The 19,987-nt window shown below is 60.6% G+C and carries 22 protein-coding genes and 1 pseudogene; 11 read left to right on the top strand and 12 right to left on the bottom strand.

Going from position 1 to position 19,987, the window contains the following annotated elements:
- Positions 1-262 precede the first annotated feature (262 nt).
- The 4 genes from frr to rpsB form a co-directional block, all read right to left on the bottom strand.
- Positions 263-820, bottom strand: a complete 558-nt coding sequence (frr, locus tag B7L71_RS06305) for a ribosome recycling factor (protein ID WP_081136731.1) — start codon at positions 818-820, stop codon at positions 263-265.
- Between the two features lie 4 nt (positions 821-824).
- Positions 825-1,592 (bottom strand): UMP kinase, encoded by a 768-nt coding sequence (pyrH, locus tag B7L71_RS06310; RefSeq protein ID WP_081136733.1) that lies wholly within the window; start codon positions 1,590-1,592, stop codon positions 825-827.
- Between the two features lie 122 nt (positions 1,593-1,714).
- Positions 1,715-2,584, bottom strand: a complete 870-nt coding sequence (gene tsf / locus B7L71_RS06315; RefSeq protein ID WP_016915048.1) for a translation elongation factor Ts — start codon at positions 2,582-2,584, stop codon at positions 1,715-1,717.
- Positions 2,585-2,800: 216 nt separating this feature from the next.
- A complete protein-coding gene (gene rpsB / locus B7L71_RS06320; RefSeq protein ID WP_016915049.1) occupies positions 2,801-3,550 on the bottom strand; it encodes a 30S ribosomal protein S2 in 750 nt (249 codons plus the stop codon).
- Positions 3,551-3,873: 323 nt separating this feature from the next.
- Here rpsB and map point away from each other — a divergent pair, with 323 nt between their 5' ends.
- From map to B7L71_RS06355, 7 genes are all read left to right on the top strand, one after another.
- On the top strand, positions 3,874-4,665 hold the full coding sequence (gene map, locus B7L71_RS06325; RefSeq protein WP_081136735.1) for a type I methionyl aminopeptidase: 792 nt from the start codon (positions 3,874-3,876) through the stop codon (positions 4,663-4,665).
- Positions 4,665-7,340 (top strand): [protein-PII] uridylyltransferase, encoded by a 2,676-nt coding sequence (locus B7L71_RS06330; protein WP_081136737.1) that lies wholly within the window; start codon positions 4,665-4,667, stop codon positions 7,338-7,340. The genes map and B7L71_RS06330 overlap by 1 nt, the downstream gene beginning before the upstream one ends.
- A 96-nt stretch (positions 7,341-7,436) precedes the next feature.
- Positions 7,437-8,633 (top strand): succinyldiaminopimelate transaminase, encoded by a 1,197-nt coding sequence (gene dapC / locus B7L71_RS06335; RefSeq protein WP_081136739.1) that lies wholly within the window; start codon positions 7,437-7,439, stop codon positions 8,631-8,633.
- Between the two features lie 33 nt (positions 8,634-8,666).
- On the top strand, positions 8,667-9,014 hold the full coding sequence (locus B7L71_RS06340; RefSeq protein ID WP_016915053.1) for a Spx/MgsR family RNA polymerase-binding regulatory protein: 348 nt from the start codon (positions 8,667-8,669) through the stop codon (positions 9,012-9,014).
- A 52-nt stretch (positions 9,015-9,066) separates the two neighbouring features.
- A complete protein-coding gene (gene dapD, locus B7L71_RS06345) occupies positions 9,067-10,092 on the top strand; it encodes a 2,3,4,5-tetrahydropyridine-2,6-dicarboxylate N-succinyltransferase (RefSeq protein ID WP_081136741.1) in 1,026 nt (341 codons plus the stop codon).
- Positions 10,079-11,251: a succinyl-diaminopimelate desuccinylase gene (gene dapE / locus B7L71_RS06350; RefSeq protein WP_081136743.1), complete on the top strand. Its 1,173-nt coding sequence runs from the start codon at positions 10,079-10,081 to the stop codon at positions 11,249-11,251. Before dapD ends, dapE begins: the two co-directional genes overlap by 14 nt.
- Complete coding sequence (locus B7L71_RS06355) at positions 11,248-11,637, top strand: hypothetical protein (RefSeq protein ID WP_039175225.1); 390 nt, start codon at positions 11,248-11,250, stop codon at positions 11,635-11,637. Before dapE ends, B7L71_RS06355 begins: the two co-directional genes overlap by 4 nt.
- A 57-nt stretch (positions 11,638-11,694) precedes the next feature.
- On the opposite strand, the gene B7L71_RS17865 is transcribed toward B7L71_RS06355, so the two are convergent.
- Positions 11,695-12,222 carry a cold-shock protein gene (locus B7L71_RS17865; protein ID WP_081136745.1) on the bottom strand — a complete coding sequence of 176 codons (528 nt, stop codon included), beginning with the start codon at positions 12,220-12,222 and terminating at the stop codon, positions 11,695-11,697.
- Positions 12,223-12,332: 110 nt separating this feature from the next.
- On the opposite strand from B7L71_RS17865, the gene B7L71_RS06365 reads away from it, so the two are divergent.
- Positions 12,333-12,581 carry a SlyX family protein gene (locus B7L71_RS06365; protein WP_039175223.1) on the top strand — a complete coding sequence of 83 codons (249 nt, stop codon included), beginning with the start codon at positions 12,333-12,335 and terminating at the stop codon, positions 12,579-12,581.
- A 6-nt stretch (positions 12,582-12,587) separates the two neighbouring features.
- On the opposite strand, the pseudogene B7L71_RS06370 reads toward B7L71_RS06365, so the two are convergent.
- A pseudogene (locus tag B7L71_RS06370) lies at positions 12,588-13,022 on the bottom strand (alanine dehydrogenase); the annotation flags it as partial.
- A gap of 214 nt (positions 13,023-13,236) precedes the next feature.
- Here B7L71_RS06370 and B7L71_RS06375 point away from each other — a divergent pair.
- Complete coding sequence (locus tag B7L71_RS06375) at positions 13,237-14,427, top strand: AAA family ATPase (RefSeq protein WP_081136747.1); 1,191 nt, start codon at positions 13,237-13,239, stop codon at positions 14,425-14,427.
- The gene (locus B7L71_RS06380; protein ID WP_081136749.1) at positions 14,427-14,978 is read left to right on the top strand and encodes a DUF4276 family protein; all 552 of its coding nucleotides are present in this window, start codon (positions 14,427-14,429) and stop codon (positions 14,976-14,978) included. The genes B7L71_RS06375 and B7L71_RS06380 overlap by 1 nt, the downstream gene beginning before the upstream one ends.
- Before the next feature lie 24 nt (positions 14,979-15,002).
- On the opposite strand, the gene B7L71_RS06385 is transcribed toward B7L71_RS06380, so the two are convergent.
- The 6 genes from B7L71_RS06385 to radC form a co-directional block, all read right to left on the bottom strand.
- A complete protein-coding gene (locus tag B7L71_RS06385; RefSeq protein WP_016915062.1) occupies positions 15,003-15,437 on the bottom strand; it encodes an acyl-CoA thioesterase in 435 nt (144 codons plus the stop codon).
- 48 nt (positions 15,438-15,485) lie between these two features.
- Complete coding sequence (locus tag B7L71_RS06390) at positions 15,486-16,676, bottom strand: class I SAM-dependent rRNA methyltransferase (protein WP_081136750.1); 1,191 nt, start codon at positions 16,674-16,676, stop codon at positions 15,486-15,488.
- A 45-nt stretch (positions 16,677-16,721) separates the two neighbouring features.
- Positions 16,722-17,549, bottom strand: coding sequence for a bifunctional DNA-formamidopyrimidine glycosylase/DNA-(apurinic or apyrimidinic site) lyase (mutM, locus tag B7L71_RS06395; RefSeq protein WP_081136752.1), 828 nt, complete (start codon positions 17,547-17,549; stop codon positions 16,722-16,724).
- A gap of 140 nt (positions 17,550-17,689) precedes the next feature.
- Positions 17,690-17,845 (bottom strand): 50S ribosomal protein L33, encoded by a 156-nt coding sequence (gene rpmG / locus B7L71_RS06400; RefSeq protein ID WP_009098622.1) that lies wholly within the window; start codon positions 17,843-17,845, stop codon positions 17,690-17,692.
- Between the two features lie 38 nt (positions 17,846-17,883).
- A complete protein-coding gene (gene rpmB / locus B7L71_RS06405; RefSeq protein WP_016915065.1) occupies positions 17,884-18,120 on the bottom strand; it encodes a 50S ribosomal protein L28 in 237 nt (78 codons plus the stop codon).
- A 280-nt stretch (positions 18,121-18,400) separates the two neighbouring features.
- Positions 18,401-19,075 carry a RadC family protein gene (radC, locus tag B7L71_RS06410; RefSeq protein WP_016915066.1) on the bottom strand — a complete coding sequence of 225 codons (675 nt, stop codon included), beginning with the start codon at positions 19,073-19,075 and terminating at the stop codon, positions 18,401-18,403.
- 159 nt (positions 19,076-19,234) lie between these two features.
- Here radC and coaBC point away from each other — a divergent pair.
- On the top strand, positions 19,235-19,987 hold a 753-nt coding region (gene coaBC, locus B7L71_RS06415), incomplete at its 3' end, for a bifunctional phosphopantothenoylcysteine decarboxylase/phosphopantothenate--cysteine ligase CoaBC (protein WP_249273186.1).

A 19,987-nucleotide genomic window follows, 5' to 3' on the forward strand; every position in this document is an offset into this window, starting at 1 on the left:
CGCCTGCTCGGTGGCCTCGCGCACCTGACAGCCCACGCGCCCGAGCCCAGCGATTGTTACCATCCATGATGATCGCAACATGGGACGGCAGCCCCCCCTCGGATCGAGAAGGCTCCGTGCCGCCCGGCTGCAGTGAGGGAAGCTGGGGGGAGGTCATGGGGTCTCGCACCAAAGATCAATCATATTAAAGCCAAGCGATGGCCCACGGGCAGCCAGGCTGCCCGTGGTGAAGTGAACGCAGTCTGCGATGTCGACGACATCGTTATACCTGCATGAGATCCTGCTCTTTTGCTGCCAACGCCTTGTCGATCTCGGCGATGTACTTGTCGGTCAGCTTCTGGATCTCGTCTTCGCCCTGGCGCTGATCATCTTCGGTGATCTCTTTCTCTTTCAACAGCGACTTGAAGTCACCGTTGGCGTCACGACGCACGTTACGCACCGCCACGCGGGCGGTTTCGGCCTCGCCACGCGCCTGCTTGATGTAGCCTTTGCGCGTTTCTTCGGTGAGCATCGGCATGGGCACGCGAATCACGTTACCGGCACTGGAGGGGTTGAGCCCCAGGTCAGAGGTCATGATCGCTTTTTCGATCTTCGGCACCATGCCCTGCTCCCAGGGGGCAACGGTCAGGGTGCGCGCGTCTTCGACGCTGACCGAAGCCACCTGATTCAGCGGCACCTGGCCACCGTAGTACTCGACGGTCACGGCATCCAGGATGCTGGGATGCGCACGCCCGGTGCGAATCTTGTTAAAGTTGACGTGCAGCGCCTCGACGCTCTTCTTCATGCGAGATTCTGCATCTTTCTTGATGTCGTTGATCACGTTGTTACCCTCTGTCTATCAGCGTGCCTTCCTTGCCCCCTACTACCAGATTCAGCAGGGCACCAGGCTTGTTCATATCGAATACCCGCACCGGCATATTATGGTCACGTACCAGGCAGATAGCGGTCAAATCCATGACGCCCAGCTTCTGCTCCAGCGCATCGTCGTAGGAGAGCTGGTCGTATTTTACGGCGTCGGGGTACTTCACCGGGTCCTTATTGTACACGCCGTCCACCTTGGTGGCTTTGATGACGACGTCCACGTCCACTTCGATACCGCGCAAGCAGGCGGCCGAGTCCGTGGTGAAGAAAGGGTTACCGGTGCCTGCAGAGAACAGCACCACGTCGCCGGAGGTCAGGTAGCGGATGGCGGTGCGGCGGTCATAATGCTCCACCACCCCGCTCATGGGAATCGCCGACATCACCCGTGAACGAATATTGGAGCGCTCCAGCGCATCGCGCATGGCTAGCGCATTCATCACGGTGGCCAGCATTCCCATGTGGTCACCCGTCACTCGGTCCATGCCCGCTTCGTTCAACGCAGCGCCACGGAACAAGTTACCCCCTCCAATCACGATACCCACCTGCACACCGATCCCGACCAGCTGGCCGATCTCCAGTGCCATTCGGTCCAGCACTTTGGGGTCGATACCAAAATCATGCTCTCCCATTAGCGCTTCGCCCGACAGCTTCAGCAAAATACGCTTGTATTTCGACTTCGACTTGTCGATTTTCGTGGCAGCGGGGGCAGACTCTTGAATCTCACGTGACATGGCATCTCTCCTGAGGCAGACCTGGACACAGGTGGGCGAGACAGCACCTGTATTACACAGGGGCCGGATACACGAAGGCGTGCGCTCGCGCGCACGCCATCATCTTACAGAAACCTCTGACCTTAGCGACGGCCAGCCTGTTCCATAACTTCTTTGGCAAAGTCGACTTCTTCTTTCTCGATGCCTTCGCCCACTTCAAAGCGAATGAAGCTGACCACTTCACCGCCAGCTGCCTTGACGAACTCGGCAACGGACTGGTTCGGGTCCTTGACGAACGGCTGCTCGGTCAGGCTGTTCTCGGCCAGATACTTCTTCAGGCGGCCTTCGACCATCTTCTCGGCGATCTGCTCGGGCTTGCCCGCCATGTCCGGCTGCGCCAGGATGATGGCTTTTTCCTTGTCCAGCTCTTCCTGGGGCATGTCGGCCGGGTGGGCCACTGCCGGGTTGATGGCAGCCACGTGCATGGCAACGTCCTTGGCAACCTCGGCATTACCGCCTTTCAGCACGGTCAGTACGCCAATGCGGCCACCGTGAACGTACTCGCCAACCAGACCAGCGTCTACAGCGTTGACGACGACGGCACGACGCACGCCGATGTTCTCGCCGATTTTCTGAACCAGCTGCTCACGCGCAGACTCCAGATCACCCGCCATGACGGCCGCCACGTCTTCGCTCTTGGCAGCGAAGAAGGCATCCGCAATCTTGCCGGTGAAGGCAATGAAGTTATCGTCGCGGGCAACGAAATCGGTTTCAGAGTTGATTTCGACCATGACGCCGTAGCTGCCGTCTTCAGCGACACGCGTTACCACGGCGCCTTCTGCAGCGGTACGACCCGCTTTCTTAGCGGCTTTTAGGCCAGAGCTTTTACGCAGGTTTTCGATCGCCACGTCAATGTCGCCGCCGGCTTCGGTGAGTGCTTTTTTGCACTCCATCATGCCAAGACCGGTACGTTCGCGCAGTTCCTTAACCTGAGAGGCGCTGATAGCTGCCATGAGATTTCACCTCGGAAATGGTTCTAACTGAGAGTTAAACGCGCTACAGAGTATACCCACGATAGATGACCGTTGCGTATCACAGTGCAGAGCGCTTGCCGGCACCTGGTGCTCGGCGTGATCGGCCCGTTTGGGAGCACCCAAAGCGGGAAAAAGGGGGCATAAGGCCCCCTCTTGACGATGCGGCTCAACTGCCCGCCGCACCCACTGCCAGCGTTACTCGGCAGCAGCGTCAGCGTCGGCAGAAGCGGCTTCTTCCGTCACTTCGACAAACTCTTCGGGACGACCTTCTTTCGCACGGGTGCACGCGTCGGCAATCGCCTTCACGTAGATCTGGATCGCGCGGATGGAGTCATCGTTACCCGGGATCACGTAATCAACGCCATCCGGGTTAGAGTTGGTATCTACCACGCCAATGACCGGGATACCCAGCTTGTTGGCTTCGTTGATCGCGATGCGCTCGTGGTCAACGTCGATCACGAACAGTGCGTCCGGCAGGCCGCCCATGTTCTTGATACCACCGATAGAACGCTCGAGCTTCTCTTGCTCACGCGTGGCCATCAAGACTTCTTTCTTGGTCAGCTTTTCGAACGTGCCGTCTTCGCGCATGACTTCGAGGTCACGCAGACGCTTGATGGACTGACGAATGGTCTTGAAGTTGGTCAGCATGCCGCCCAACCAGCGATGGTTGACGAACGGCTGGCCAACACGGTTGGCTTCTTCCTTGATGATCTTGCTCGCGCTGCGCTTGGTACCAACAAACAGGATCTTGTTGTTGGAAGACGCCATCTTCTCGATCACGTCGATCGCTTCGTTCAGCGCCGGCAGAGTGTGCTCAAGGTTGATGATGTGAATCTTGTTGCGCGCGCCGAAGATGTATTTGCCCATCTTCGGATTCCAGTACTTGGTCTGGTGACCGAAGTGAGCGCCTGCCTTCAGCAGGTCACGCATATTGACATGAGACATGGTAAAACTCCTGAAACTCGGGTTAGGCCTCCACGCACCCCATGGATCCGACCAGTAGCACCGCCAGGCGTTGCTAAAGGCACCCGGGACCATGTGCCGGTGCATGTGTGTTTTCAAGGCTTGCTATCTTGCAACCCAGCCATGCCGGGTTGCGCTCTTGTTGCTCTTGCCTGTCGCCTGCGCCAGCAAAAGAAGCTGCGGATGGCGATTGCAGGAAAGCGCGCGGCTTTATACCATAGATCATTGCCAAGATGAAGTCGCCGCTGCGTTATAGCTGCCGAAATGACCGCTCATCCCCTACTCTGAAGCCACATCGAGAATTCATGAACGTTCCCATCAAGACGCCTTCTGAAATCGAGAAAATGCGCGAAGCCGGACGCCAGGCCGCCAGCGTCATCGAAATGATCACGCCGCACATCCAGGCAGGCATCAGCACCGGCGAGATCGACCGCCTTTGCCACGAGTACATCGTCAACGAACTGGGCTCGACCCCGGCGCCGCTGAACTATCACGGCTTCCCCAAGGCCACCTGCACCTCGATCAACCACGTGGTGTGTCACGGCATCCCGGATGACGCCAAGAAGCTGAAAAACGGCGACATCATGAACCTGGACATTACCGTGCGCACCCCCGACGGTTACCACGGCGACTCCAGCGTGATGTTCGTGATCGGCGAGACCATCCAGGGCGAGCGGCTGTGCCGCATCACCCAGGAGTGCCTGTACAAGAGCATCGCCCTGGTCAAGCCCGGCGTGCGTCTTTCCGAGCTGGCCCGCGTGATCCAGCAGCACGCCGAAGCCAACGGCTACTCGGTGGTGCGTGACTTCTGCGGTCACGGCATCGGCGCTGAGTTCCACGAAGACCCTCAGTTCCTGCACTACGATGGCTACGCCCCGGATGCCGACATTCGTCTCGACGCGGGCATGTGCTTCACCATCGAGCCGATGATCAACGTGGGCGGCTACAAGACCAAAGTGTTGCGCGACGGCTGGACCGCGGTGACCAAGGACCGCAGCCTGTCGGCGCAGTGGGAGCACACGCTACTGGTCACCGAGACCGGCGTGGAAGTGCTCACCGCACGCAGCAACGAAGACCTCGGCTTTTTGAACGCCTGATGCTACTACACCACTACCGGTTCGAGCCGGACACGTCGCTTTTCGACCTGGACCTGTTTCGCACCGAACTGTCCGGGGCGCGCTCACCTATCGCCCCGTTCAAGGCGGCGCTCAAGGAGATTCAGGCGCGCCTCGACGAACAGTTTCGCGCGGGTGCGGACATACGTGATCTGGTACGCGGCCGCGCGTGGTATCTCGACCAGCTGCTGGCAATTGCCTGGCAGCGCCACGCCTGGCCCGACGACGGCATTGCGCTGGTGGCGGTGGGCGGCTACGGGCGCGGGGAACTGCACCCCCACTCGGACATCGACCTGCTGCTGCTGCTCGAACACGATGACGACACCCCCTACCGGGAGCCGCTGAGCGCCTTCGTAACCTTCCTGTGGGACATTGGCCTGGAGATCGGCCATAGCGTGCGCTCGCTCAACGACTGCGAGCGGGAATCCGAAGCCGATGTGACGGTCATCACCAATCTTCTGGAGTCGCGATTGATCGCGGGCCCCGAGACCCTGCGCGAACAGATGCGTGAGCGCCTGAGCGCCCCTCACGTATGGCCCGCCAACCGCTTTTTCGAGGCCAAGTGGCAAGAGCAGATTTCCCGCCACTACCGCTACAACAACTCCGAGTACCACCTGGAGCCCAATCTGAAAAGCTCGCCCGGCGGCCTGCGGGACATTCAGATGATCGGCTGGGTCGCCAAGCGGCACTTCGGCACCGAGCAGTATACCGACATCGTCGCCAACGGGTTCATGAACGACGCCGAGCTGCGCATCCTCAGCCAGGGGCAGTCGTTCCTGTGGCAGGTTCGCTACGCCCTGCACATGCTCACCGGGCGCGCCGAAGACCGCCTGCTGTTCGACCACCAGCGCACCATCGCCGAGATGTTCGGCTTCAAGGACACGCCCGAGCGGCTGGCCGTCGAACAGTTCATGAAGCGCTACTACCGCCATGTGACGGCGCTGGCAGGCCTCAACGACATGCTCCTGCAGCACTTCGATGAAGTGATCCTGCGCGGCAAGGAGTCGCTGGAAACCGTCAAGCTCAACGACCGTTTCGAGATCAAGGGGGGCTACATTCAGGCCCGCTCGCGCAGCCTGTTTCGCGAACGCCCGGCCGCCATGCTGGAGCTGTTTCTGCTGATGGCCAAGCACCCGGAAATCGAAGGCGTGCGCGCCGACACCATTCGTTTGATCCGTGACCATCGCCATCAGATCGATGACCACTACCGGGAAGACCCGCGCCACCAGCGGCTCTTCATGGCGCTCATGCGGGCGCCGGGCAACGTGCCTCGTCAGCTCCGGCGCATGAACCGTTACGGCATTCTGGGCAAGTACCTGCCGGAGTTCGGCCGAGCAGTGGGGCTGATGCAGCACGACCTGTTTCATATCTACACCGTGGACGCCCACACCCTGCGCCTGCTGAAATTCCTGCACGGCTTCCGCAAGCCCGAGGCAAAGGACGACTTCCCGGTGGCCGCCAACCTGATCCACCAGCTGCCCAAGCTGGACCTGCTGTGGATCGCTGGCCTGTTCCACGACATCGGCAAAGGGCGCGGCGGAGACCACTCGGAAATCGGCGCCCGTGACGTGGCGCAGTTCTGCCGTCGTCATCACGTCTCCCAGCACGATACGAACCTGGTCAGCTGGCTGGTCGAGCATCACCTGCTGATGTCGATGACTGCCCAGAAGCGCGACATCAGCGACCCGGACGTGATCCGCGACTTTGCGCTGGTCGTGCGCGACGAAACCCGCCTGGACTACCTCTACGTGCTCACCGTGGCGGACATCAATGCCACCAACCCCACGCTATGGAACGGCTGGCGGGCCTCGCTGCTGCGCCAGCTGCATGCAGAGACCAAGCGCGCCCTGCGCCGAGGGCTGAAAAACCCGCCGGACAGAGACGACTGGGTGAGAGAGACACGCACCGAGGCCCGCTCACTGCTGCAGACCGTTGGAGTGGATAGCCAGCAAATCGATCAGCTATGGGAGTCCCTCGGGGAGGACTACTTCCTGCAGTACGCCCCCAGCGAGATCGTGTGGCAGACCCAGGGCATTCTGGCCCATCAGCCCTCCCCCCTGCCGCTGGTGCTGATCAGTGCCCCCACCGCCGACATGGCCGAGGGCGGCACCAAGGTGTTTATCCACACCCGCTCCGTGGATGATCTGTTTGCCGCCACGGCTGCGGCCATGGAGCAGTTGGGGCTGTCCATCCACGATGCGCGGATCGCCACGTCCCACAACGACTGGACGCTGAATACCTTCATCGTGCTGGATAGCCATAGCCAGCCAATCCGTGACCCACAGCGCATCGAAGAGATGCGCAGCCACCTGGTGGAAGAGCTGGACGACCCGGACGACTACCCCGAGATCGTCACCCGGCACACCCCGCGCCAGCTGAAGCACTTCAAGGTGCCCACGGAAGTCGTCATCGAGCAGGACCCGGCCAATGAGCGCACGCTGCTGGAGCTGACCGCCCCTGACCGCCCCGGCCTGCTGGCCCGAGTGGGACGTATCTTCATGGAGCAGGATATCGCCCTGTCGGCCGCCAAGATCGCCACCCTGGGCGAGCGCGTCGAGGACGTCTTTTTCATCACCACCAAGGCCGGTGAACCGCTCACCGACCCCGCCCGTCAACAGCAGCTTCGTGAGCGGCTGATCGACGTATTGAGCGTCTAGCCCAAGTGCCTGGCCGAGCAGCCCCTGGTCGTTGGGTTTGAGCCTGCCCCAGGGGTTGCCTATAATCGGCGGTTCGATAAACGGTACGGACTCGCCATGAACTCAGACCTGAACGCCCTGCACCCCTATCCGTTTGAAAAGCTGGCCGCCCTCAAGGCGACGCTCACGCCTCCGGCGGGGCTTGCGCACATTCCGCTGACCATTGGCGAGCCCCAGCATGCTCCTTACCAGGGCGCACTGGACGCACTCATTGCCCACCAGTTGGAGATGGCGCGCTACCCAGCCACCAACGGCCTGCCCGCCCTGCGCGAGACCATTGCCACCTGGGCCACCCAGCGCTTTGGTCTGGCCGGGCTGGACGCCGAACGCCAGGTGCTGCCGGTAAACGGCACCCGTGAAGCCATCTTCGCCTTCGTGCAGGCGGCGCTGGACCGCACCCGCCCCGCCAGAGTAGCCGTGCCCAACCCGTTTTATCAGATCTACGAAGGCGCCACGCTGCTGGCAGGCGGCGAGCCACTTTACCTGGACTGCACCGCCGACAATGGCTTTCGCCCCGATTTCGCAGCCGTCAGCGCCGACACCTGGCGCGACGTGCAAATCGTCTTCCTCTGCTCTCCGGGCAATCCCACCGGCGCGGTGACCCCGCTGGCCGAGTTCAAGCAGCTCATTGCCCTGGCCGACGAACACGACTTCATCATCGCCTCCGACGAGTGCTACTCCGAGCTCTACCTGGACGAAGCCACTCCGCCGCCCGGACTGCTGCAGGCTTGCGCCGAGCTGGGCCGCGATGACTACCGCCGCTGCGTGGTGTTTCATTCGCTCTCCAAACGCTCCAACCTGCCAGGGCTGCGCTCGGGCTTCGTGGCGGGCGACGCCGATCTCCTCGCCCCGTTCAAGCGCTACCGCACCTACCACGGCTGCGCGATGTCACTGCCGCTGCAGCACGCCTCCATCGCTGCCTGGCAGGACGAAGCCCATGTGCGCGCCAACCGTGACGCCTACCGCGAGAAATTCAGCGCCGTCACCGAGGTCCTTGCACCAGTCATGTCGTTCCCGACGCCCGAAGCCAGCTTCTATCTGTGGCCCGCCGTGCCGGGGGGCGACGATATCGCCTTTACCCAGCGGCTGTTCAGCGAACAGCATGTCAGCGTGTTGCCCGGCAGCCTGATGGGCCGCCCTGGCAAGGATGGCCATAACCCGGGCGCAGGTCGACTACGCTTAGCCTTGGTGGCAGAGCTCGAACCGACCCTGGAAGCAGCCAAGCGACTGCGCCAGCTGATCGAGCGCAGCTAACGCCGCGACACCCCACGACAAGGAGGCTTTTCCATGCTGACGCTATATATCATCAACACCTGCGATACCTGCCGCAAAGCCCGCAAGGCGCTGGAGGAGAGCGGCATTCCCTTCAAGACCCATGACCTGCGCAAGGATGGCCTGTCGGCCAGCCTGCTGGAGCATATTCTCGAGCGGGTGCCGCTGCTGGAAGCCATCAATAAGCGCAGCACCACCTGGCGCAACCTGCCCCAGGAGGAAAAGGATCAGCTGGACGCCACGTCGGCCCGTCGGCTGCTGCTGGAACAACCCACGCTGCTCAAGCGTCCGCTACTCGAAGTCGACAACAGCACCATCCTGGTCGGCTACCGCGACGGCGATTACGACAAACTGAGCGGCTGAACGCCCCCTCTTAGACACACATTAGACACACAACCTTGAAGGAAGCCCCGTTATGCTGAGCTTTGCGCTTGGAATTGGTACCCAAAACACCCAGGGTGACTGGCTGGAAATCTACTACCCGGCCCCGCTGCTGAACCCCGACGAGCGCCTGGTGGCCGCCGCCAGGGAAGCGCTGGGCGCCGCTGCCGAGAACAGCCCTGTCAGCTTCCTGCCGGAAGACTGCACCCGCCTGGCCAAGGCACTGGAAGCCGCGGGTCATTCCGAGCAGGCAGCGCTGGCCGAGTCTTTCGCCACCAGCCAGCGCCCGCTGGTAGCGATGTTCCTGGACACCGACCAGGCGCCGCAAACCGTGCCGGAGGTCTACCTCAAGCTGCACTTGCTGTCCCACCGTCTGGTGAAGCCCCACGGCCTGGACCTGACCGGCATGTTCGGCCTGCTGCGCAACATCGCCTGGACCAACGAAGGCGCCATCGACATCGAGGAGCTGCCGGCTCGCCGCCTCAAGGCACGCCTGGCAGGCCGCGCGCTGTCCGTCGACTGCGTCGACAAGTTCCCCAAGATGACCGACTACGTGGTGCCCACCGGTATCCGCATTGGCGACACCGCCCGCGTACGCCTGGGCGCCTACCTGGGCGAAGGCACCACGGTCATGCACGAAGGCTTCGTCAACTTCAACGCGGGCACCGAAGGCCCGGGCATGATCGAAGGCCGCATTTCAGCGGGTGTCATGGTCGGCAAAGGCTCCGACCTGGGCGGCGGCTGCTCCACCATGGGCACCCTCTCCGGTGGTGGCAACATCATCATCAAGGTGGGTGAAGGCTGCCTGATCGGCGCCAACGCCGGTATCGGCATTCCGCTGGGCGACCGCTGCACCGTGGAAGCAGGCCTGTACATCACCGCTGGCGCCAAGGTGACCGTCCTCGACGACCAGGGTCAGGAAGTCAACACCGTGGCCGCCCGTGAGCTGGCTGGCCAGGACGACCTGCTGCTGCGCCGCAACTCGCAAAATGGCCGCATCGAGTGCCTCACCAACAAGAGTGCCATTGCGCTGAACGAGGCGCTGCATGCCCACAACTGAGTCTGCCGCCCTGTCACCGACGCTCACCCTGGCCTTTGACCTGCTGGGTCGTGCGTCGGTGACCCCGGACGACGAGGGCTGCCAGGAGCTGATGATCGAGCGCCTCACGGCGCTCGGTTTCCATGTCGAGCAGCTGCCATTCGGCGATGTGAAAAACTTCTGGGCCGTGCGCGGCCATCATGGCCCGGTACTGGCCTTCGCTGGGCATACCGACGTGGTCCCCAGTGGGCCGCATACCAGCTGGGAGTTTCCGCCCTTCGAGCCATGTATCGACGAGCAGGGCATGCTCTGCGGGCGCGGTGCAGCCGACATGAAAGGCAGCCTGGCCGCCATGCTGACCGCCGTGGAGCGCTTCGTGGCCCGTTACCCCGACCACGACGGCCGTATCGCCTTCCTGATCACCTCCGATGAGGAAGGCCCCGCCGTGGACGGCACCCGGGCCGTGGTGGAGCACCTGCGCGAGCGCAACGAACGGCTGGACTACTGCATCGTCGGCGAGCCCTCTTCCACGGCGCGGCTGGGGGATGTGATCAAGAACGGCCGACGCGGCTCGCTGGGCGGCGTACTGCATGTCAAAGGGGTGCAGGGGCACGTGGCCTACCCCCACCTGGCACGCAACCCCATTCACCAGGCGCTGCCTGCGCTCGATGCCCTGGCACGCGAGCATTGGGATGCGGGCAACGACTTCTTTCCCGCCACCAGCTTCCAGATTTCCAACGTGCGCGCGGGTACCGGGGCGACCAACGTGATCCCTGGCGACATCGAAGTGGTGTTCAACTTCCGCTACTCCACGGAAGTGACCCACGAAACACTGAAAGCCCGCACCGAAGCGATTCTGGATCGCCATGGCCTCGAGTACCATGTGGACTGGACCCTGAACGGCGAGCCCTTCCTGACCGCCGAAGGTGAACTGGTCGATGCGGCCATTCGCGGCGTGGAAGCCGTCACCGGTGAGCGCCCGCAGCTGTCGACCAGCGGCGGCACCTCCGATGGCCGCTTCATTGCCACCCTGGGGGCACAGGTGGTGGAGCTGGGCCCGCTTAACGACACCATTCACAAGGTGAACGAGCGCGTGCTGGCCAGCGACCTCGATGCGCTCAGCCGCATCTACGAAGCCACCCTACAGGCGCTGCTCACTACTGACGAGGTATGCGTATGATGGAGCGGTTTCCGGATATCGAAGTGTACCTGGCCCGCGTGTCGCTGGACGATCTCAACGCCTGGCTCAGCGAAACCCTCGACGCCCCACCGCTGGGCCCGGCGGGCAAGGGCAAGTGGAAAACCCGTGGCCAGCATCAGGGAGAAAGCGTGCCGGTGCTGCTGGTGGACAACGCCGCCGACGGCTTTGCCAGCCTGTGGTTCGACAGCGCCCACACCCCCTGGCACACCGATCAGGAGTGCGCGCAGCACGCGGCCGAAGCGCTCAACGTGGAAGTCCGCTGTTCGCTGGGTGGATGGCACCCTGGCGATGACCCGGACCGCTTCTGGCAAGTGCTGCCCGGTGGCCAGGAAAAAGCCATCGAATGGCCAGATTCCGGGCGCTAAACGTAAAAACCCCCGCACAAGGCGGGGGTTTTCCTGTCAGCAACCGCGCCGGAGCGCTTAATCGATAATGCTGACATCATCGGCCTGAAGGCCACGGTCGTTCTTGATCACGTGGTAACGCACGATCTGACCTTCGGCCAGCATGCGTGGGCCACGACCGCGTATCGCCCGAAAATGCACGAAGACATCTTCGCCATTGTCCCGGGTGATGAAGCCGTAGCCCTTGTTGGTGTTGAACCACTTGACCTCGCCCTCTTCACGGCCATCGTTGGGGTCGATGATATCCTCTTCCTCATCGTCCACCACGGGTGCTGCCTGAGGCTGACGCGGGGCAGCTTTTCCCCTGGCCACATCGGCCTTTACTACCATCGGTGGTGCCAGGGCCGCAGCCGCCAGCGTACCGACGAACAACATTGCAAAACAGCCAAGTGCCACAGCGGCATACACACTGAAAGCAGCCTCGACCAACCACTGTTCAGCCAGCGGTGCATTGGTTAAATGAACAATCCCCGCCAGAAGAAGCGGCGTGGGGGCGGCCAGTAAGATACTGATAAAGAAACAGCGAAAAACAACTTTTGGGTTCATGGATGATAAAAGCTCTCTTGTTGTATGGGTAACAGAAGCAAGACAATACTCGGCCTACCAGGCCCTTTCCTAACAGTACCGAGCATACTACATACGGTGACGATGTTATCATGACAAACGAATTAACGCCTGCCGAGCTCACTCAACGTATTGAATCGTTGGAAAGTCGGCTGGCTTATCAGGAACATTGGCTGGACACCCTCGACCAGGCCGTCGCCCAGCAGGAGCGCCGCCTCGAAAAGCTGGAACAGCTGAGCGCCCTGATGCGTGAACGGCTCCGCGAACAGCATCAGGCGCTGCAAGCCAGCGACTCACAGGGCGGCTTTCGCCCCGAAGACGACATCCCGCCCCACTACTAATGGACCCACCGCCTGGCGCCACCCCTTGTCGGCAAGCGCCAGCACGAACGGCAGCGTCGCGTTGGTAAGCCCCAGGGTAGACGTGCGTGCCACGGCGCCTGGCATGTTGGCCACACAGTAGTGCACGATGCCATCCACGAGATAGGTGGGCTCGGCGTGGGTCGTGGGCTTGCTGGTTTCGAAACAGCCGCCCTGGTCGATGGCCACGTCCACCAGCACACTGCCGGGTTTCATCTCGGCCAGCATGGCACGGGTGATCAATTTGGGAGCTGCCGCGCCGGGGATCAGCACCGCGCCCACGATCATGTCGGCAGTGCGTGCCGCATGGTCCAGCGCATCGGCGGTGGAGTAGACGGTTTTGATACGCCCCTGGTAGCGCGCATCCAACGCTTCCAGCCGGGCCACCGAGGTATCGAGAATCGTCACCTCTGCCCCTAACCCCGCCTTATTCACGAGGGTGCTGATTGAGCGGTCTGAAGGTACTGGCTGTTGGCATTGCTTATCAGGATTCGCCTCTTCAGCGCGAGTGGCTGTTGTAGTGCTATCCAGCCGTGCTGCACAGTGTTTTTCCTGATGTTAGGATGATAGCCACAGTCTCACTCGATACCGGTCATCCCGGCGAGCCAAATGGACTGGGTGTTGACGGAGACGAACAATGCATATCGAAACGATTCGAATTAAAAATTTCAAGAGTTTTCGCCACGCCAAGATGGAAGGCTTGCCACGCTTCTGTGTTGTCGTCGGTGCTAACGGCTCAGGAAAATCAACCCTATTTGATGTTTTTGGTTTCCTCAAGGATTGCCTAACCTTCAATGTTAAGCAAGCACTGCAGGTCCGTGGCGGGTTTAAAGAAGTACTTAGCCGTGGTGTGGATAGCAATGAATCCATTGAGCTGGAAATAAAATTTCGCATGGATATTGCTGGCGTCGAACGATTGATCTCGTACTTGATCGAAATAGGAATCGAAAATCGACAGGTGACAGTGAGGCGTGAAGTGCTTCGTTACAAACGTGGTCGCTATGGTTCACCTTATCACTTCCTGGATTTTTCAGGCGGCGTGGGCTACGCCATCACGAATGAAGAAGATTTCGACAAGCAAGATGAAGAACTTCAAAGGGAGCAGCAAAATGTTGGCAAAGATGCATTGGCGATTAAAGGCTTAGGACAATTCGAACGATTTAAAGCAGCCAATGCATTTCGTCAACTAATAGAAAACTGGCATGTTTCAGATTTTCATATCAATTTGGCTCGTGGTAGCAAAGAAGCCATTGGAGAATTCGAGCACCTCTCTATATCAGGTGATAACTTGCAGTTAGTAGCAAGAAATATTTATGAAAATCACCCTAGTATTTTTGACCAAATGGTCGAGGCGATGAAACATCGGGTTCCAGGCATTAATAAAATAGAACCCATCCAGACGCAAGATGGACGGCTGATTCTAAACTTTCAAGACGACTCATTCATCGATCCATTTATCGACCGGTATGTATCTGACGGCACCATTAAAATGTTTGCTTATCTAGTACTACTCTACGATCCCGAGCCACACCCCTTACTTTGTATCGAAGAACCGGAAAACCAGCTTTATCCCACCTTACTGTGGGAATTGGCAGAAGAATTTCGTGCTTACGCTGAGAGAGGAGGACAAGTTTTTGTATCGAGCCACTCTCCTGATTTCCTTAATGCCGTGCAGGTGGAGGAAGTCTACTGGCTCGTGAAAGAGAAAGGCTATACAAACATATGTCGAGCCAAGGACAATCGGCAGCTTGTTGCCTTTATCGAGGAAGGGGATCAGATGGGTTATCTTTGGAAAGAAGGTTTTTTTGAAGGGGCAGGACCAGAATAATGGAACTAGTTTTCTTTTTGGAGGAGCCCTCAGCCAAGGCAATGTTGCAAGGGATAATACCTCGCCTCTTACCAGGCATCGAAACTCGCTATATCGTTTTTGAAGGGAAGCAGGATTTAGAAAAGCGCCTGCCGATACGTTTACGAGCATGGCAAAACCCAGAGTCATGCTTCCTGGTCATGCGTGATCAGGACTCAGGCGACTGCCTGCAAATCAAGCAGCGTCTAGTGACGCTATGCAGCGAGGCAGGCCACCCTGATGCCATCGTTCGCATTGCCTGCCATGAGCTTGAAAGCTTTTATCTTGGAGACCTCAAGGCGGTTGCACAAGCCCTTGGGCCTGCCAGCTTGGCAAAGCAGCAAACGAAAGCCAAATACCGCACCCCTGACCGTCTGAATAACGCAGCCCAAGAGTTGAAGCGCATTGCTCCAAAGTACCAAAAGCTATCAGGCTCTCGTGCGTTAGGCTTAGCGATAGCACTGGAGGGGAATCACTCACAAAGTTACAACCAGCTATTGGCAGGTATTAAAAAGGCATGCGGCATTCGGTAGTCAACACTACCAAAACACGGCTGTTTATTCCGCCACCACCGCAGCGCCATAAATGCGCTGGTACTCCTCCGGCAAGCGTTTGGGGCGACCGCTGGAAAGCGCGACACAGGCAAACCGCGTGCGCGCCTTCAGCAGCGTCTTGCCGTCTGCTGGCCGTATCAGTTGAAAGCGGCGCGTCAGGCTGAAGCGGCCGTCGCAGTCGACGATCCAGGTGGCCAGGCAGAGCGTGTCGTCCTGAAAAGCAGGGGCGAGGTAGTCCAGCTCGTGGCGGTGGACCACCATCGCCCGGTCCAGCGCCCGATAGCGTTCCAGCGACAGCCCCAACGCCTCGGAGTGGGCCCAACTGATCTGCTCTACCCAGCGCAGGTACTCGCTGTTATTGACGTGCCGGTAAGCGTCGATGGCTTCCGGCGCGACCTGCAGCGTGAGTACGAACGGCTCTGGCAATGCCCACTCCATGTGGCCACCTCCTTTCCTATGATGACGGCGCTCGACAGCGGGCGATGCTCAGTCGCGGAAGACCCGCACGCCCAGCGCTTTCAAATAAGCAGTTTCGGGAATCGCCGGGTGCACGGGGTGATCCGGCCCCTGATGGCCCTGGAAAATCACCTGGCCATGGCGGTCCTGATGGCGCACGGCACCGCGCACCACATCCACCAGCCGCTCGTGGGCCAGATGCATGGAGCAGGACGCCGACAGCAGCAGGCCATCGCGCCCCAGCAGACGCATCGCCTCGCGGTTGAGTCGTGCATAGGCGCGCTCACCGTTGGGGATGTCCTTGCGCTTCTTGATGAACGCAGGCGGGTCGAGAATCACCACGTCGAACTGCTCGCCGTCGGCTTTCAATGCGGCCAGCGCTTCGAAGGCGTCGCCTTCACCCACGGCTACCTGCTCCTGCACGCCGTTCAGCTCGGCATTGCGCGCCACGTGCTGCAGGGCAGCGCCGGAGGCATCCACACACAGCACTTCGGAGGCGCCGCTGGCAGCAGCCTGAACGCCCCAGCCACCCACATAGCTGAAGACGTCCAGCACGCGCTTTCCAGCAACCTGACTGTTCAACCAGGCCCGGTTGACGCGGTGGTCGAAGAACCAGCCGGTCTTCTGGCCGTTGAGTACCGGCACCGCAAAGGTCACGCCGTTTTCCACCAGCAGCACTTCGTCGGGCAGGGTGCCCTTGACCACTTCCACGTGGGCTTCCAGACCTTCCTGGCGGCGGCCCCCGGTATCGTTACGGAATACGATGACCTCAGGCTTGATGACCTTTTCCAGCGCATCGACGATCTCGTCGGCCAAGGCCTGCATGCCGGCGGTATTGAGCTGCACGACCAGCACATCGCCAAAACGGTCGATGATCAGTCCTGGCAGCAGGTCGCCCTCGCCATGGATCAGACGGTAAAAGGGCTGATCGAACAGACGCTGGCGCAGCGCCAGCGCCTGATTGAAACGGTGCACGAACAGCGAGCGGTCCAGGCGCATTTCCGGGTCGCGGGACATGATACGCGCACAGATCAACGAGTGCGGGTTCACGTAGGCCACGCCCAGGGTCTTGCCGTTGGAGGCCTCTACCAAGGCAGGCTCGCCCGCCTCGAAGGTCTTCAGCGGCGTTTCCTTGATATCGACTTCGTTGGAGTAGATCCACAGATGGCCAGCCTTCAAGCGGCGATCGGCATTTTTATTCAGGCGCAGGCGTTGAGTCACAACATTCTCCAGATAAACAAAACAGTTAGCCGCCCTGGGCGGCGCTCAGCGCTGGCAACCGGGGCAGAATACGCTGGCCCGCTGCCCCAGGGTAATGCGCTTGAGTTCACTGCCACAGCGCAGGCAAGGCTGGCCATGGCGACCGTAGACACTCAATTGCTGGGCAAAGTAGCCCGGCTCCCCCTGGCCACTGACGAAATCGCGCAGCGTGGTGCCGCCCTGGGTAATGGCCGCCGCCAATACTTCCTTGACCGCCTGGGCCAGCGCTTCGTAGCGCGCCAGTGAAATACGTCCGGCGGCCCGGCGCGGGTCGATGCCCGCCATGAACAGCGCCTCGGCGGCATAGATGTTGCCCGCCCCCACGACCACGCGGTTATCCATCAGGAAAGGCTTCACGGCGACGCGCTTGCCGCGCGACAGTGCGTGGAGCCAACGGCCCGTGAAGGCATCGTCGAGGGGTTCCGGGCCCAGGTGCGCCAGCCGCGTATCGCACTGTGCATCGGCGTGCTGCCAATCGACGAAGCCAAAGCGGCGCGGGTCGTGATAGCGCAATATATGACCGCTGGCGGTGACGATATCCACATGGTCATGCTTTTTGGGCAGATCCCCCAGCCGGGCAATCCGCAAGCTACCCGACATGCCCAGGTGCCACAGCAGCGTGGCGTGGCCGGTAGGCGTGGCCAGCGGAATCTGCAGGTATTTGGCGCGCCGGGCAAGCTCACCCACGCGCGCCCCGACCAGCCGCTCGGCCAGATCATCCGGCACGGGAACGCGCAGGCGCGGCTGGCGTACCAGCACTTCGGTAATCGCCTGCCCTTCCAGGTAAGGCGCGATACCACGCCGCGTGGTTTCCACTTCAGGCAATTCGGGCATGATGAAAGCCTATGATGACAGCACAGTGACAGCGATGCTAACACGCGAAACGCGAACGTTAGACATGCAAAAACCCGGCTTGGGGCCGGGTTTTTCAACAGGCGCTCGCCTGCGGTGAAAGCCGATCATTGTAACCAAAGTTACTTGATCTTGGCTTCCTTGTAGATGACGTGCTTACGGACGACCGGGTCGTATTTCTTGAATTCGAACTTATCCGGGGTGTTCCGCTTGTTCTTGTCAGTGGTGTAGAAGTGGCCAGTACCGGCACTAGACACCAGCTTGATCTTATCACGCATGGTTTAACTCTCCCAAAAATGCTGAGCCAGAAACTGGCTTAGATAGCGTCGCCGCGTTTGCGGATGTCGGCCAGAACCGAGTCGATACCTTTCTTGTCGATGATGCGCATGCCTTTAGAGGAAACGCGCAGCTTGACGAAGCGGTTTTCAGACTCCACCCAGAAGCGATGGGTGTGCAGGTTCGGCAAGAAACGACGACGAGTCTTGCGCTGGGAGTGAGAAACGTTATTACCAGTTACCGGACGCTTGCCGGTAACCTGACATACTTTGGACATGAGAGCCTCCAACCGCTTGGCGAGTTGTTCAAAACTGTCGGGCAAACCGGAGCAGGGAGGGAGTCGACGCAGTTAACCGCCTAGCTGTACCCAAATCCGTTATTCAACCCAAGTTCAAAGGTGGCACTTTATACCAGAGCACCCGACCACCGGCAAGCGAAACCGCCCAAAAAGGCCAAAAAAGCACGTTTTTGGACAATTTTCGTCACGACAGCCGCAGCATCGAGCGGACCAGCCTGCCTTTTCGATACTGCCGGAGTGCGTGCGCATGACCTGCCCGCTAGAGCCAGCCGCGCTCGGCAAAGGACACCACGTCTCCGTCTCCCACCACAAAATGATCCAGCACTCGCACGTCAAAGAGAGCAAGGGCATCTTTCAAGCGTTCGGTGATACGTCGATCAGCGTCGCTGGGCTCAGCCACACCCGAAGGGTGATTGTGGGCCAGGATGACAGCGCCAGCGTGGAGTTCCAACGCACGCTTGGCAACTTCGCGGGGGTAAACGGATGCGCTGTCTAGGGTACCGCGAAACAGGGATTCATAGCGAATGATTCGGTGCTGAGTATCCAAAAAAAGTACCGCAAACTCCTCATGCCCCAGGTGGCGCAGCTGCGAACTCAGGTAGTGGCGCACAAGAGCAGGTGAAGTCAACGCATTGCCGCGCGCCAGTTGACTGGCCAAATGCCGTCGTGACAGCTCCAGGGTGGCCTGCAGCTGGGCAAACTTGGCATCGCCCAACCCACGAGCGGTGCAAAACTGCTCTCTGTCTGCCTCCAGCAGCTGTCGCAACCCGCCAAAGCTCGCCAGCAGGTCACGCGCCAGGTCCACTGCCGAACGCCCCTGAACCCCCACCCGCAGAAAGATCGCCAGCAGTTCGGCATCCGATAACGACTGCGCCCCCATGGTCAGCAGTTTTTCACGGGGTCGCTCACCTTCTGGCCAATGATTGATACCCATCCATGCCCCCCAGCCTATGCCCCAGGCGTGTGGCTCACGCCCTCGCCTTCACCATTCCTCACTATACCTGGCGTTATAACACGTCCACCGAGCATGCCAAAATAAACCGCCAAATGGTATGGTAAGCCTCCTTACGACCGTCATACGGAATCGCCGACCATGGCATCACTCTCGCAAGCGTCCGAGTCCCCACGACCACTATCAGAACCATCGCCGACCGCCCTGCTCGCAGGTAAGCGCGTGCTGCTGGGCGTCAGCGCCGGTATTGCCGCGTATAAAAGCGCGCTGATCGTGAGACTGCTGAAGCAGGCAGGCTGTGAGGTGCGCGTGGTGATGACCGAGGGTGCTCAAGCCTTCATCACCCCCCTGACGCTGCAGGCTCTCTCTGGCGAGCCCGTGCGCACCTCGCTGCTGGACCCCGAGGCAGAAGCCGGGATGGGGCACATTGAACTGGCCCGCTGGGCCGATGCCCTGCTGGTGGCCCCGGCCACGGCCGATGTGATGGCGCGCCTGGCGCACGGCATGGCCGACGACCTGCTGACCACTCTGTGCCTTGCTTCGGAAGCGCCACGGCTGATGGCCCCCGCCATGAACCAGGCCATGTGGCGCCATCCCGCCACGCAGCGTAACCAGGCACAGCTGGCCGCCGACGGCTGGCAGTTGATCGGCCCTGCCGCTGGCGAGCAGGCCTGTGGCGACGTTGGCCCAGGGCGAATGAGCGAACCCGAGGATATCTTCGCAGCCCTTCAACAGCACTTCGCCAAAGCAGCCAAGGTTGCGTCGCCCGCCCAGGGCGCAACGCGCCCTCACGTGGTGATCACCGCGGGCCCCACCCGTGAAGCCCTGGACCCGGTGCGCTACCTGTCCAACCACAGCTCGGGCAAGATGGGCTTCGCTCTGGCCTCCGCCGCC

It is taken from the genome of Halomonas sp. BC2 (assembly GCF_002078115.1).
Taxonomy (GTDB): domain Bacteria; phylum Pseudomonadota; class Gammaproteobacteria; order Pseudomonadales; family Halomonadaceae; genus Vreelandella; species Vreelandella stevensii.